The following is a 13,241-nucleotide window of genomic DNA, read 5'->3' on the forward strand; positions in this document are numbered from 1 at the left end:
CCGGGGCCAGTGCGCCGTCGAGCCGCAGTTCGTCCCGGCGGAGCTGATGCCGGTGCCCGCACGGGTCATCGATGTCCGGGTCAAGCCGAAGACTCGATCGATGAACCGGTTCGACATCGAGGTCGAGGGCAACCACAACTACTTCGTCGACGGCGTCATGGTGCACAACAGTCCCGAGACCACGACTGGTGGCCGGGCGTTGAAGTTCTACGCTTCGGTCCGGCTCGACGTGCGGCGCATCGAGAGTCTGAAGGACGGCACCGATGTGGTCGGTAACCGCACCCGGGTGAAGGTCGTGAAGAACAAGGTCAGCGCCCCGTTCAAACAAGCCGAGTTCGACATCATGTACGGCAAGGGCATCTCCCGTGAGGGCTCACTGATCGACGTCGGCGTCGAGCAGTCGATCATCCGCAAGTCCGGCGCCTGGTACACCTACGAGGGCGACCAGCTCGGCCAGGGCAAGGAGAAGGCCCGCGAGTTCCTCCGGGAGAACCCGGACGTGGCCGCCGAGATCGAGAAGAGGATCCTGGAGAAGCTCGGCGTCGGGGCCGGCGCGGGCGACGCCGCTGGCGGCCCGGAGCTGCCGCCGGTCGACTTCTGATCGAAGACCCATGGCAGGACGACGTGCCCGCACGGGGCGAGGCTGGGATGCCAGCCCGCCCCGTGCGGGTGACACCACACCGCGCCCCCGCCGAGGCCGCCGCGCCTCCGGGAACGCCTCCGACCCGGGTGACCCGGCATCCGCGCCTCGCGAGGAGGCCGAGGTGGCCCGGGAAATCTGTCTGCGGCAGCTCGCGGTGCGTCCGCGTACCCGTGCCGAGTTGGCCACCGCCCTGGCTCGGCGGGGCATCTCCGAGGAAACCGCGAACCAGGTTCTCGACCGGTACGACGAGGTTGGCATCATCGACGACGCTGCGTTCGCCCGGGCCTGGGTGAGCAGTCGGCACGCCGGCCGTGGGTTGGCCCGCCGGGCACTTGCCAACGAGCTGCGCCAGCGGGGCGTGGATGGTGACACGGCCAGCGAGGCGTTGGACGAGTTGGACGAGACCACCGAGGCGGAGACCGCCCGCGCGCTGGTGGACCGAAAGCTGCGTACCGCCCGAGGCGAGCCGGACGCGGTGTTCCGGCGGCTGGTCGGCATGCTGGCCCGGAAGGGTTACCCGGCCGGTGTCGCGATCCGTGCGGTGAAGGACGCGATCGCCGCGCAGAGCGCCGAGGCGGCCGAGTTCGCCGAGCAGATCGACGCCGACGCCCTCGCCGACGCCGAGGGCGAGATCGACCGCTGAGCAGATCGTCGGGGCGGCGGGTGCCGCGTCCTGACCGTGCGAGCTCGGCTCCGTGCGCCATGGGCCCCTGTCGACTGACCAGCCCGGATGTGTCACTTCGGCGCTGATTGTTCGTCTTTTTTGCCCGCTGGCGTCCGAGTATTCATTGGCGGAGGGTGACGATTCAACTTCCCTCCGTCTGGGTGGTTTGATCATCTGTTCTTGACCGGAGGCCGGTTGGGACCTAGCCTCGCCATAAAGGCTCACATTGCCCGACCCAGCGCAGGCTAAGCGCACAACATAGATCCCGTAACAGAACAGCATCACTTTGGCCGGCACCATCGGCCGCGTACGTCAGCTTCGGACAGGCCGGTCCGGGCTCGCGTGACACTGCACCCGGCCCGCCGACGGCTGTCAGGACGTCGGCGGAGGAAGCCAACCCACGGCCATGCGCTCCGGTCGGGCGTCCAGAGTCGCAGGAGCATGCCCACCCGGCACGCTGTTGCGGCGCGACGGTTCAGGGGAGGCGCGCCATGGCGAGGCGGCACAGGTTCACCGGGGTCCCGGCATGAGCGAGCGGATCGAGCGGAGCGAGCCGACCTTGAGGCTCCGTTCGGTGCTGTCCGGTAGGGGCGCGCGGAACGGAGCGCCGGCATGAGCGGGGGGAGCGGCGTTCCCGGCGCGGCGACGTCGGAGGGCACCGACGACGGCGAGCAGGGTTCGGGATCGTCCGCTGATCACCAGGCGACCGCCGGTGCCACCGTGGTCGGTGCCGGGCCGGGCGGGGCCGCCGTATGAGCGCCTTCGATGTCGTGATCCTGACCGCCGTGCTGGTGCTGACCCTCGTGGTGCTCGGCGCGGTCGTCGTCGGGTTGCGGGTGGTGCGGGGTCTGCTGACGCGTCCGGCACCGGAGGATCCCGCGTACGTCGCGGAGAAGGACCGGCAGGAGCAGTCGCTGGCCGCGCTGCGTACCGCCGCTGACGAAGTCAACAGCACCATCGATGTGGCGAAGTCCGCAGCAGCGGCGGCCCGCGCCGAGGCGGCGGCGGCCAAGGCCGAGGCGAAGGCGGCCCGGGCGGAGGCCCGCCGGGTGCTCGACGACGCCCGCGCCGAGGCGGACACGGTACTCGAACGGGCGCACAAGCAGGCCGAGGCGGATGCCGAGCAGTTGCGTGCCGCGGCTCGGCGCAGCGGCGAACGGGAGGTGGCGGTGCTCGCCGCGACCACCCGTGAGCAGGCCGCCGAGGTGGAGCGGCGGGCTACCCGGATGGACGAGCGGGAGCGGCTGCACACCGAGGAGGTGGAGCGGCTCGCGGAACGGGAACGCCAGCTCACGGCGGCGACCGCCGCGCTGGCCGCCCGTGAGGCGGCGTTGGTCGAGCGGGAGGCGGAGCTCGCCGAGGCGGAAAATCAGCGGCGACGTGAGTTGGAGCGGGTCGCCGAGTTGACCGCCGACGCCGCGCGGGCCGAGCTGGTCGAGGCGATCGAGGGCCAGGCGAAGCGGGAGGCCGCCCTGCTGGTCCGGGACATCGAGTCCGACGCGAGGTCCACCGCCGAGCAGCGGGCCCGACACATCGTGGTCGACGCCATCCAGCGGGTGGCGAGCGAGCAGACCGCCGAGAGCGTGGTCAGTGTGCTGCACCTCCCGGGCGACGAGATGAAGGGGCGGATCATCGGCCGGGAGGGCCGCAACATCCGGGCCTTCGAATCGGTCACCGGGGTCAACCTGATCATCGACGACACCCCCGAGGCGGTGCTGCTCTCCTGCTTCGACCCGGTACGCCGGGAGGTGGGGCGGTTGACCCTGGAGAAGCTGGTGCTGGACGGCCGGATCCACCCGCACCGGATCGAGGAGGTGCACGAGCTGGCCCGCCAGGAGGTGGACCAGCTCTGCCACCGGGCCGCCGAGGATGCCCTGGTGGAGGTCGGCATCACCGAGATCCACCCGGAGCTGGTGACCCTGCTGGGCCGGTTGCGTTACCGCACGTCGTACGGGCAGAACGTGCTCAAGCATCTGGTGGAGACCGCGCACATCGCCGGGATCATGGCTGCGGAACTGCGCCTGGACGTGCCGCTGATCAAGCGGTCGGCGTTCCTGCACGACATCGGTAAGGCGCTCACCCATGAGGTGGAGGGCAGCCACGCCATCATCGGTGCGGACGTGGCCCGCAAGTACGGCGAGAGCGAGGACGTGGTCCACGCCATCGAGGCGCATCACAACGAGGTGCCGCCGCAGACCGTTGAGGCGGTGCTGACCCAGGCCTCGGACGCCTGTTCGGGCGGGCGGCCGGGGGCACGGCGGGAGAGCCTGGAGGCGTACGTCAAGCGGCTGGAGCGGATCGAGGAGATCGCCGCCGGCAAGCTCGGGGTGGAGAAGGTCTTCGCCATGCAGGCGGGCCGGGAGATCCGGGTGATGGTCAAGCCCGACGACGTCGACGACATCGGCGCGGCGGTGCTGGCCCGGGACGTGGCCAAGCAGATCGAGGAGGAGCTGACCTACCCGGGTCAGATCCGGGTGACGGTGGTCCGCGAGTCCCGCGTCACCGAGATCGCCCGCTGAGGCAGTAAGGAAGGGCCCCTGCTTAACGTCTCGTGCATAGCAGGGGCCCCTTCTTAACATCGCCCGGTCCGAGCCGGCGACGCCGTTCATCGGGCACTGGCGCACGAACCGGCGAGGGGTGCAACGGCGGAGACGCGGGCGGCGCCGGCCAACCTGGCCGGCGCCGCCCGCGTGCCATCGGGTCAGCCCTGCGGTTCCACGGCGGTGCCGTCGCCGCCGGGCGTGGCATCGGCGGCGGCGACCGGCCCGGTCTGCCTCGGCATCCGGAAGGCCCGGACGCGGGTGCGCCGGTCCAGCCAGCCGGCGAACCAGGTGAGCAGCGAGTTGAGGACGATGTAGATGACCGCGATCACCATCGCGGCGGCGATGATGTTGCCGTAGTTCGCGGCGAGGTCGTTGACGCCGCGCTGGAGCAGCTCCGGGTAGGCCACGATGTAGCCGAGCGCGGTGTCCTTGAGCAGCACCACCAGTTGGCTGACGATGATCGGCAGCATGGCCCGGGCCGCCTGCGGGAGCAGGATCAGCCGCATGACCTGGTTCTTGCGCATACCGACCGCGTACGCCGCCTCGGACTGCCCGCCGGGCACGGCCCGGATGCCGGCCCGGAATGCCTCGGCCAGCACCGAGCCGTTGTAGAGGGTCAGGCCGATCACCACGGCCCAGAAGGCGGTCACCGGTCCTTTGATGAGGAACGGCACGCCGTAGAAGATGAAGAAGATCATCAGCAGCAGCGGTACGGCGCGGAAGAACTCCACCACCACGCCGGCCGGCACGCTGATCCACCACCGGTCGGAGAGCCGGCCAAAAGCGAAGACGATGCCGAAGGCGAGTGACAGCACCATGCCGACGCCGGCTGCCTTCAGGGTGGCCCACAGGCCCGGCAGGATGAACTGGGTCCAGGTGGTCGACCGGGTGAACGGCTCCCAGAGCCGAGGCTCCCACTGGTTCGCCTGGTCGAACTTGGTGTAGATCCAGTAGAGCAGGCCGAGCAGCGCGATGCCGAAGAGGACGCTCAGCACCGCGTTGCGGACCTTGGCCCGGGGGCCGGGGTGGTCGTAGAGGACGTTGCTGGTGCTCATCAGCGTTTCACCGCCAGACGGTTGGCCAGCCAGCCGAAGAAGTAGCCGGTGGGGATGAGCAGTGCGGCGAACGTGCCGGCGAAGACCAGGAAGATCACGATGACGGCGTCACCGTTGGAGTTGATCAAGTCCTTCATGATGTTCGAGGACTCCAGCAACCCGATGGTGCCGACGATGGTGGCGTTCTTGCACAGGGCGATCAGGACGCTGCCAAGCGGCGCGATCACCGACCGTGCCGCCTGCGGCAGTACCACGATCCGCAGGGTCTGCGCGAAGGAGAGCCCGATCGCCCGGGCCGCCTCGGCCTGACCGGTCGGCACCGTGTTGATACCGGAGCGCACCGCCTCGCAGACGAAGGCGGCGGTGTACGTCGACAGGCCGATGACACCGAGCCAGTAGATGTTGAGGTCCAGGTCCTGCGACAGGCTCAGGCCGAGGGTGGCGTAGAGGCCGAAGTAGCAGAAGAAGATGACAAGCGTCAGCGGGGTGTTGCGGAAGATGTTGACCCAGGCCGCGCCGAAGCCGCGCAGCACGGGTACGGGGGAGACCCGCATCGCGGCCAGCAGTACGCCGATCACCAGCGCGCAGACCGCGGACGCACCGGTCAGCTTGAGGATCCAGAGGAAACCCGAAACGTACGCGTCGAAGTTGTCCGGATCAGTGAATACGTGCATGCTTCGGCTCCCGGGGCACGGGGCGGCGGCCGGTGACAGGCCGGAGCCGGCACCCGCACGGGGTGCCGGCTCCGGTGCCGGTCAGGCTGCGCCGCAGTGGGTCAGCTTGGTGGTGTCCAGCTCGGGCGCGGGGGTGCCGCTCTTGCCCAGGGTGGCATCCCAGGCGGCCTTGTAGCTGCCGTCCTCGGCCGCGGCCTTGAGGATCTCGTTGACCTTCTCGCAGCCGGCGGTGTCGTTCTTGCTGATGCCGATGCCGTACGGCTCGTCCGAGAAGGTCTTGCCGACGACCTTGAACTTACCGGCGTACTGGTCCTGCGCGGCGTAACCGGCCAGGATGATGTCGTCGGTCGTCACCGCGTCGACCTGGCCGTTCTCCAGCAGCGGCAGGCACTTCGAGTACGCGTCGAACTGCTGCAGCCGGGCCTTCGGGTAATCCTCCTGGATCCGCTTGGCCGGAGTCGAGCCGGTCGCCGAGCAGACCGTCTTGCCCTCCAGCGATTCCGGCCCGGTGATGTCGGAGTCGGCGCGCACCAGCAGGTCCTGGCCGGCGAGGTAGTACGGGCCGGCGAAGCCGACCTTCTGCTTACGCTCGTCGTTGATGGTGTAGGTGGCCAGCACCAAGTCGACGGTGCCCTGCTCGATGAAGGGCTCACGGTTGGCCGACACGGTGGTCTTCCACTCGATGTTGCCCTCCTCGACGCCGAGACCCTTCGCGATGATCTTCGCGAGCTCGATGTCGAAGCCCTCGTACTGGCTGCCGGTCTGCAGACCCAGGCCCGGCTGGTCGGCCTTGACGCCGATGACCAGCTTCTTCTGGTTCTCGGCCTTGCCGACGATGCCGCTGGCGCCCGTGCCGGAACCGCCCTCGTCGCTGTCCCCGCCACAAGCGGCCATCGCGACCGCGAGGCCGGCAACGGCGGCGATCGCCGCCATCCGCTTCATACGCATACCTGTTCTCCTTCTTCGACTGGAGCCGGCCGGGTCACGGCCCGCTCCACTACCGGACGCCTAGTGGGTGAGGATTTTGGAGAGAAAGTCCTTGGCACGCTCGCTGCGCGGGTTCGCGAAGAACTCCGTCGGAGCGGCATCTTCGACGAGTTTGCCGTCGGCCATGAAGATGACCCGGTTGGCTGCGTGCCGCGCGAAACCCATCTCGTGGGTGACCACGACCATCGTCATGCCGTCGCGGGCGAGGGAGGTCATCACGTCCAGCACCTCGCCGACCATCTCCGGGTCGAGCGCGCTGGTCGGCTCGTCGAAGAGCATCGCCTTGGGCTGCATGGCCAGCGCCCGGGCGATCGCGGCGCGCTGCTGCTGGCCGCCGGAGAGCTGGGCCGGGTACTTGTCGGCCTGGTTGGCGATGCCGACCCGGTCGAGCAGGGCCAGACCCCGCTCGCGGGCCGCCGCCGGCTTGTCCTTGCGGACCTTGATCGGACCGAGGGTGACGTTCTCCAGGATCGTCTTGTGCGCGAAGAGGTTGAACGACTGGAACACCATGCCGACCTCGCTGCGCAGCTTGGCCAGCGCCTTGCCCTCGGCCGGCAGCGTCCGACCGTTGAAGGTGATGGTGCCGGAATTGATCGGCTCCAGCCGGTTGATGGTGCGGCACAGCGTCGACTTGCCGGAGCCGGACGGGCCGATCACCACGACCACCTCGCCCCGCCCCACCGACAGCGAGACGTCGTCCAGTACGTGCAACGGCCCGAACCATTTGTTGACCGAGTCCAGCACGATGAGCGGTTCGCCCGTCGCCACGTGGCCTGTCCTCCTCGTCGCTGTCGGGAGTCGGTCGACCCCCGGTAGCGGCCACTGTAAGCGGGGTGACGTGGCAGAACACAACCGAGATGGTCACGGAGCGGTAACACCATCGACGATCCGACTCCGGCGTCCGAACCTGACTCGTCCGGCTGGCGTCCCGCCCTCGGGATGGAGATCATGAGGGGGTGACCGAGCCTGTGCGGCTGACCCGGTACGCCCGGGGCGGCGGATGTGCCTGCAAGATCCCGCCCGGTGAACTGGAGGCGATGGTCGCCGGTCTCGGGCCCGCTGCCGGCACCGCCGAGCTGTTGGTCGGGCTCGACCACGGCGACGACGCCGCGGTGGTCCGGTTGGACGAGCGCACCGGCCTGGTCACCACCGCCGACTTCTTCACACCGGTGGTCGACGACGCGTACGACTGGGGTCGGATCGCCGCCACCAACGCCCTGTCCGACGTGTACGCGATGGGCGGCAACCCGCTGGTCGCGCTCAACCTGCTCTGCTGGCCCCGGGAAGCGTTGCCACTGGAGTTGGCGCGGGAGGTGCTGCGCGGCGGCTTGGACGTGGCGCGCGCGGCGGGCTGCCATCTGGCCGGCGGGCACAGCGTCGACGATGACGGTCCGAAGTACGGCCTGGCCGTCACCGGGTTGGTCCGGCCGGAAGAGTTGATCACCCTGGACGCCGGGCGGCCCGGGCTGCCGCTGTCGTTGACCAAACCGCTCGGCGTCGGTGTGCTCAACACCCGCCACAAGAGCACCGGCGAGAGTTTCCCGGAGGCGGTGGCGGCGATGACCACCCTGAACCGGGACGCCGCCCAGGCGGCGGTGGCGGCCGGTGTGCGCTGCGGCACCGATGTGACCGGCTTCGGGCTGCTCGGTCACGCGGCGAAGCTCGCTCGGGCGAGCCGGGTGACCGTGGCGATCGACGTCGCTCGGGTGCCGTACCTGGCCGGTGCCCGTGAGGCGGTCCGCGACGGCTACGTCAGCGGCGGTTCCCGCCGCAACCTGGAGTGGGTGACGCCGTGGACCGATTTCGGTGCGGCGGCCGAGCCGGACCGGCTGTTGCTGGCTGACGCGCAGACCTCTGGTGGGCTGCTGGTGGCCGGTGAGATTCCGGGTGCTCCGGTGATCGGTGAGCTGCTGCCCGGGGGCGAGCACCGGATCGTGCTGCGCTGATCCGACGTTCGAGCGCGCGTGCCGCTGCGTGGGTGCGCGCACCATACCCGATAAACTGTCATCTTCCTGCTACCCAGAGCGATGATGCTCGGGGAAATTTAGGCCAGAATGGTCACAGACCGGTAACTTGCCCACTCCTGGGGGCAAATGCCCCGCACCATCGTCGGTAAGGCCCGATCCGGAGGCCAGTAGGGACGAGCACAGCGAGGAGACGGCATGACCGAGCTGTGGAACTGGAGAATCGACCAGGTACGACCGGTGGAGGTCTACCCGGCGCTGGCCGATGCGCTCGGTCGGGTGGTGATGCCGCTGGCGGTGGCGGATCCACTCCGACTGCCGGCGTACGCGGTGGTCTGCGACGTCTGGCAGGCGCCGGGGGAGTTCGCCACGATCGTGGACTGCTACGGGGTGCCTGACGAACTGCCCGAACTGCCCAGCATCGCGGCGCTGGCCCGGCTGCTCGGCCGCAACTGCCTGCTGCGTGACGACACGCTCGACGAGACCCGGCACCTGCTGGTCGCTCCCGACGGCAGCATCCGCCCGGTGCACTTCGACGTCCGGGAGACCGACGACGGCGAGGTGCTCAGCGACCGGCGGCTCTGCACCGAGGCTGATCCGCGTTGCCGAGGCTGGTCGCGCTGCCACCGCTCCCGCTGGGCCCCCGACTCGGTCAACCCCGCCCTCGCCGCCGCCTGAGGCGTCCTACGACGCGGCGGACGGTCGCGTGCCGCCGCGCACGACCAGGTCGTCGAGCAGGGTACGGGTGGCAGTGGCCACCGCGGCCACCGCGGCGTCGAACGCCTCGGCGTTGTGCGCGGCCGGTGCCCGGAATCCGGAGATCTTGCGGACGTACTGCAACGCCGCGGCTCGCACGTCCGCGTCGGTGACCTCGGGGGTGTACGGCTCACGGAGGGTCTTGATGCTGCGGCACATGGCTTCTCCTCGTTCCGTCGGATTTCCGGACCCGGCTACGCTGTGCACGTCATGACTACCGCAGCGGCGAGCGGCCCGCGCACCTACCAGGTGCGCACCTACGGCTGCCAGATGAACGTGCACGACTCCGAGCGCATTTCCGGCCTGCTGGAGCAGGCGGGGTACGTCCGCGCCGGTGAGGCCGACGACACCCCCGACGTGGTGGTGTTCAACACCTGCGCGGTCCGCGAGAACGCGGACAACCGACTGTACGGCAACCTCGGTCACCTGCGTCCGGTCAAGAACCGGCACCCGGGGATGCAAATCGCCGTCGGCGGTTGCCTGGCCCAGAAGGACCGCGGCGACATCGTCCGCCGGGCACCCTGGGTGGACGTGGTGTTCGGCACCCACAACATCGGCTCGCTGCCGGTGCTGCTGGAGCGCGCCCGGCACAACACCGCGGCCGAGGTGGAGATCCTCGAAGCCCTCGACGTCTTCCCGTCGACCCTGCCGACCCGCCGCGAGTCGACGTACGCCGGCTGGGTGTCGATCTCGGTGGGCTGCAACAACACCTGCACCTTCTGCATCGTGCCGTCGCTGCGCGGCAAGGAGAAGGACCGCCGACCCGGCGACATCCTCAGCGAGGTCCGCGCGCTCGTCGACGAGGGCGTGCTGGAGGTGACCCTGCTCGGGCAGAACGTCAACTCATACGGCGTCGAGTTCGGCGACCGGTACGCCTTCGGCAAGTTGCTGCGCGCCTGCGGCGAGATCGACGGGCTGGAGCGGGTCCGGTTCACCAGCCCGCACCCGAAGGACTTCACCGACGACGTGATCGCGGCGATGGCGGAGACGCCGAACGTCTGCCCCTCGCTGCACATGCCGTTGCAGTCCGGCTCGGACGACGTGCTGCGCGCGATGCGCCGGTCGTACCGGTCGGACCGGTATCTCGGGATCATCGAGAAGGTCCGCGCGGCGATGCCAGACGCGGCGATCACCACCGACATCATCGTCGGTTTCCCCGGCGAGACCGAGGCCGACTTCGAGCGCACCCTGGACGTGGTCCGCGCGGCAAGATTCTCCTCCGCCTTCACCTTCCAGTACTCGAAGCGCCCCGGCACCCCGGCCGCGACGATGGACGGTCAGCTGCCCAAGCAGGTCGTGCAGGAGCGCTACGAGCGGCTGATCGCCTGCGTCGAGGAGATCACCTGGGCGGAGAACAAGAAGCTCGTCGGAAAGCCGGTCGAAGTGCTGGTCGCCGTCGGCGAGGGCCGCAAGGACGAGCGGACCGGCCGGATGTCGGGTCGGGCCCGCGACGGCCGCCTGGTGCACTTCGCGACGGGCGCAGCCGCAGCGAACGGCCAGCCCGGCGACGCCGGCTCGTTCGCCGGAGCGATCCGGCCGGGCGACATCGTGCACACCACGGTCACCTACGCCGCGCCGCACCACCTCAACGCCGACGGCGAGCCGCTGTCGCACCGGCGTACCCGGGCCGGTGACGCGGCCGAGGCCGGGCGGTCACCGCGTACCCCAGGGGTGTTGCTCGGGCTGCCCACGCTCGGCGTCCCGGCCGCGACGCCCGCGCCGACCACCGGCTGTACCGTCACGCACTGAGTCAGGTCGGGCCGTTCTTCCGGCTTGAGCGCCCGCAGGTTCGGCGGTCACGTCGGTCGAGAGGACAACCGACCGGATCGCGCCCGCCGAGGCCCGTGGCCGTCCGGTCGCCCGTACTCTCCTCGCCCAGGTCGTCCAACGCGGACCGGCAGCGGCCGACGTCGCACGCCTGGCCACCATCGTCGGCCTGGCCCGACAACCCTGACCCACGAGACCCGCAGGCTCCGAGTGCTGCTGTCCGGCGGCGTGTCGGGCCGGGCAAACCACCCACCACTTGGCGTCCTTTGCTCTGCTTCAACCCAAGCAATGGGTGAGGCGGCAAACCATTGCGTGGAGTGAAGCAGAGCAAAGGGTCCACCACCCACACCCGGCGGGCCCCGAATGCGGGCCGCGCCCACGCAGCCCGGGGCCCTGTGTCGAAGTCCGGGGCCGGCCTGTCGGCGGGCTCGCGCGCCGCCTGGCCGGCACCGACCGGGCGCCGCCTCGGCTCGACCGAGGACTTCGACACAGGCCCTTACCGCGCGGTCAGACCGAGATCCGACCGGCGCCCGCGCCGCCCGTCACGATCGACTTGACGCTGCTCGCGCTGTCCAGGGTGTACGAGTAGGGGATGCCGGCCACGCTGCCGCCGGTCTGCCCGCCACCGGAGTTGACGAAGTGGTTGTTGCGGGCCACCAGTGAGCCCGGCCCGGAGCTGCCCTCACCCAGGTGGTACGGGTCGGGAGTGTTCTCGAAGTAGTTGCCCTCGACCAGCACCCCGGCGTTCATCGTGGACGCCACGCCGTAGCCGCGCACGTTGCTGTAGTAGTTGTTGTAGACGTGCACCGGGTTGCCGAAGCGGACCCGCGGGTTGCGCTGGTTGCTGCCGTCGAACCAGTTGTGGTGGTACGACACCCGCAGCCGCCCGACGTCCTGGCTTGCGTTGTCGTCGCTGTGCCCGAGCAGCATCGTCTTGTCGTGACCGTAGACGCGGTTCCAGGACACGGTGATGAAGTCGGAACCGCGCTTGATGTCGACCGCGCCGTCGTATCCGGCGGTGAAGGTGTTGTGGTCGATCCAGATGTTGGTGGCCGACTGCTCCACATTGATCGCGTCGTCGCTCCAGTTCCGGAAGGTCAGGTTCCGGATGATCACGTTGCGGTCACCGTTGATGGTGAATCCGCAGCCGGCGATCGTGGCGCCGGAGTTGCCGAGGATCGTCTTGTTCGAGCGGACCCGCAGCATTCCCGAGCAGTTGATGGTGCCGGAGACCCGAATCACCGCCGCGCTGCTGGAGTTGAGCGCGCTGGTCAGCGCCGAGGCGCTGGTGACCGTGGTGGTGCCGGCGTTGCCGCCGCCGGTGGTGCCGCCGTTCTGGGTGGCCCAGCCGACCAGGCCGGTCTGCGGGGCGGGGTTGGGTGGGGGAGTGGTGCCGCCGCCCAGCCGAACCAACTGCCACCGTTGGTTGGTGCCGTCCAGGTCGGCGTACTGCGAGATCATCCCGCCGTCGGCGGTGGACCACTCCCACAGGTCGAGCGCCTTGCCGCTGTGCCGGTTGATGAACCGCACGTCGCCGTTGGCGGAGTCGCGCAGCGCCCAGTGCTGCTTCGTGTCGTTGCTCGCGGTGACCTGGGTGATCTGCACCCCGTCGTTCGAGTTGGGCACCGTCACGACCTTGCCGGAGTGCCGGTTGCGCAGCTGGTAGTAGCCGCTGCCCACGTCGACGAACTGGAACTGCTGGTTGTTGCCGTCGAGGCGGGTGAACTGCCGGATCTCTCCGCCGTCGGCGGTGGACCAGTTCCAGAGGTCCATGGCCTTGCCGCTGTGGCGGTTGACGAACACGTAGTAGGCACCGGTGTCGACGGTGGCTGCGGCGGCCGGGGTGACGGTCACCGCGACGGCGGCGGCGGGCAGCGCGACGGCCGTCGCGGCCAGCACCGCCAGCCGTCGGGCCAGGCGCGGCTTGACGTCTGCAAGCACGGTCGTTCTCCTCATCGGTAAGTGGGACGGATCAGGTGGCGGGTCGGCGCACCGTGGGACCGGCGAGGAAGGCCCGCCCATGACGTGGGCGGCCACCGCGGATGGCGTGCCCGTGGCGGACGCCCGCATGTGTCACCTGGTGCGGTCGGCAGAGGGGTGCGCCACGACGGTGGGCTGCCGTGCCCGGCGGCAGCGAGGCCGTGGCGGTCGCAGGATGCGCCCTGCCGTTGCTGAATCGGTCGGATTG

General features: G+C 69.7%; 13 protein-coding genes. 7 read left to right on the forward strand and 6 right to left on the reverse strand.

Going from position 1 to position 13,241, the window contains the following annotated elements; translation table 11 throughout:
* The first annotated feature begins 100 nt into the window (after positions 1-100).
* From Vlu01_RS27755 to rny, 4 genes are all read left to right on the forward strand, one after another.
* Positions 101-601, forward strand: coding sequence for a hypothetical protein (locus tag Vlu01_RS27755; RefSeq protein ID WP_275409246.1), 501 nt, complete (start codon positions 101-103; stop codon positions 599-601).
* A 10-nt stretch (positions 602-611) separates the two neighbouring features.
* Positions 612-1,286 (forward strand): regulatory protein RecX, encoded by a 675-nt coding sequence (locus Vlu01_RS04355; protein WP_203994112.1) that lies wholly within the window; start codon positions 612-614, stop codon positions 1,284-1,286.
* 633 nt (positions 1,287-1,919) lie between these two features.
* Positions 1,920-2,063: a hypothetical protein gene (locus Vlu01_RS04360; protein ID WP_203994114.1), complete on the forward strand. Its 144-nt coding sequence runs from the start codon at positions 1,920-1,922 to the stop codon at positions 2,061-2,063.
* Positions 2,060-3,826 (forward strand): ribonuclease Y, encoded by a 1,767-nt coding sequence (gene rny, locus Vlu01_RS04365; RefSeq protein WP_203994125.1) that lies wholly within the window; start codon positions 2,060-2,062, stop codon positions 3,824-3,826. The genes Vlu01_RS04360 and rny overlap by 4 nt, the downstream gene beginning before the upstream one ends.
* A 182-nt stretch (positions 3,827-4,008) precedes the next feature.
* On the opposite strand, the gene Vlu01_RS04370 is transcribed toward rny, so the two are convergent.
* From Vlu01_RS04370 to Vlu01_RS04385, 4 genes are all read right to left on the reverse strand, one after another.
* The gene (locus tag Vlu01_RS04370) at positions 4,009-4,905 is read right to left on the reverse strand and encodes an amino acid ABC transporter permease (RefSeq protein WP_203994128.1); all 897 of its coding nucleotides are present in this window, start codon (positions 4,903-4,905) and stop codon (positions 4,009-4,011) included.
* Positions 4,905-5,579, reverse strand: a complete 675-nt coding sequence (locus Vlu01_RS04375; protein WP_203994131.1) for an amino acid ABC transporter permease — start codon at positions 5,577-5,579, stop codon at positions 4,905-4,907. The genes Vlu01_RS04370 and Vlu01_RS04375 overlap by 1 nt, the downstream gene beginning before the upstream one ends.
* Positions 5,580-5,660: 81 nt before the next feature.
* Positions 5,661-6,527 (reverse strand): glutamate ABC transporter substrate-binding protein, encoded by an 867-nt coding sequence (locus Vlu01_RS04380; RefSeq protein WP_203994134.1) that lies wholly within the window; start codon positions 6,525-6,527, stop codon positions 5,661-5,663.
* A 60-nt stretch (positions 6,528-6,587) separates the two neighbouring features.
* A complete protein-coding gene (locus tag Vlu01_RS04385) occupies positions 6,588-7,334 on the reverse strand; it encodes an amino acid ABC transporter ATP-binding protein (RefSeq protein WP_203994137.1) in 747 nt (248 codons plus the stop codon).
* A gap of 188 nt (positions 7,335-7,522) precedes the next feature.
* On the opposite strand from Vlu01_RS04385, the gene selD reads away from it, so the two are divergent.
* Both selD and Vlu01_RS04395 read left to right on the forward strand, forming a co-directional pair.
* On the forward strand, positions 7,523-8,512 hold the full coding sequence (selD, locus tag Vlu01_RS04390; RefSeq protein WP_203994140.1) for a selenide, water dikinase SelD: 990 nt from the start codon (positions 7,523-7,525) through the stop codon (positions 8,510-8,512).
* 216 nt (positions 8,513-8,728) lie between these two features.
* Positions 8,729-9,208 (forward strand): hypothetical protein, encoded by a 480-nt coding sequence (locus Vlu01_RS04395; RefSeq protein WP_203994144.1) that lies wholly within the window; start codon positions 8,729-8,731, stop codon positions 9,206-9,208.
* Between the two features lie 6 nt (positions 9,209-9,214).
* On the opposite strand, the gene Vlu01_RS04400 is transcribed toward Vlu01_RS04395, so the two are convergent.
* Complete coding sequence (locus Vlu01_RS04400; RefSeq protein WP_203994157.1) at positions 9,215-9,445, reverse strand: DUF2277 domain-containing protein; 231 nt, start codon at positions 9,443-9,445, stop codon at positions 9,215-9,217.
* Between the two features lie 51 nt (positions 9,446-9,496).
* Between Vlu01_RS04400 and miaB the strand changes: the two genes are divergently transcribed.
* Complete coding sequence (gene miaB / locus Vlu01_RS04405) at positions 9,497-11,035, forward strand: tRNA (N6-isopentenyl adenosine(37)-C2)-methylthiotransferase MiaB (protein ID WP_203994160.1); 1,539 nt, start codon at positions 9,497-9,499, stop codon at positions 11,033-11,035.
* A gap of 525 nt (positions 11,036-11,560) precedes the next feature.
* On the opposite strand, the gene Vlu01_RS04410 is transcribed toward miaB, so the two are convergent.
* The gene (locus Vlu01_RS04410) at positions 11,561-12,994 is read right to left on the reverse strand and encodes a pectate lyase family protein (RefSeq protein WP_203994162.1); all 1,434 of its coding nucleotides are present in this window, start codon (positions 12,992-12,994) and stop codon (positions 11,561-11,563) included.
* Between the last annotated feature and the right edge of the window lie 247 nt (positions 12,995-13,241).

Source organism: Micromonospora lutea, from assembly GCF_016863535.1.
Lineage (GTDB): Bacteria > Actinomycetota > Actinomycetes > Mycobacteriales > Micromonosporaceae > Micromonospora > Micromonospora lutea.

Excerpts from the sequence above, each read along its gene's own strand:
- Vlu01_RS27755 (WP_275409246.1), top strand. The coding sequence starts at position 101 with ATGAACCGGTTCGACATCGAGGTCGAGGGCAACCACAACTACTTCGTC.
- Vlu01_RS04355 (WP_203994112.1), top strand. The coding sequence starts at position 612 with ATGGCAGGACGACGTGCCCGCACGGGGCGAGGCTGGGATGCCAGCCCG.
- Vlu01_RS04360 (WP_203994114.1), top strand. The coding sequence starts at position 1,920 with ATGAGCGGGGGGAGCGGCGTTCCCGGCGCGGCGACGTCGGAGGGCACC.
- rny (WP_203994125.1), top strand. The coding sequence starts at position 2,060 with ATGAGCGCCTTCGATGTCGTGATCCTGACCGCCGTGCTGGTGCTGACC.
- Vlu01_RS04370 (WP_203994128.1), bottom strand. The coding sequence starts at position 4,905 with ATGAGCACCAGCAACGTCCTCTACGACCACCCCGGCCCCCGGGCCAAG.
- Vlu01_RS04375 (WP_203994131.1), bottom strand. The coding sequence starts at position 5,579 with ATGCACGTATTCACTGATCCGGACAACTTCGACGCGTACGTTTCGGGT.
- Vlu01_RS04380 (WP_203994134.1), bottom strand. The coding sequence starts at position 6,527 with ATGCGTATGAAGCGGATGGCGGCGATCGCCGCCGTTGCCGGCCTCGCG.
- Vlu01_RS04395 (WP_203994144.1), top strand. The coding sequence starts at position 8,729 with ATGACCGAGCTGTGGAACTGGAGAATCGACCAGGTACGACCGGTGGAG.
- Vlu01_RS04400 (WP_203994157.1), bottom strand. The coding sequence starts at position 9,445 with ATGTGCCGCAGCATCAAGACCCTCCGTGAGCCGTACACCCCCGAGGTC.
- miaB (WP_203994160.1), top strand. The coding sequence starts at position 9,497 with ATGACTACCGCAGCGGCGAGCGGCCCGCGCACCTACCAGGTGCGCACC.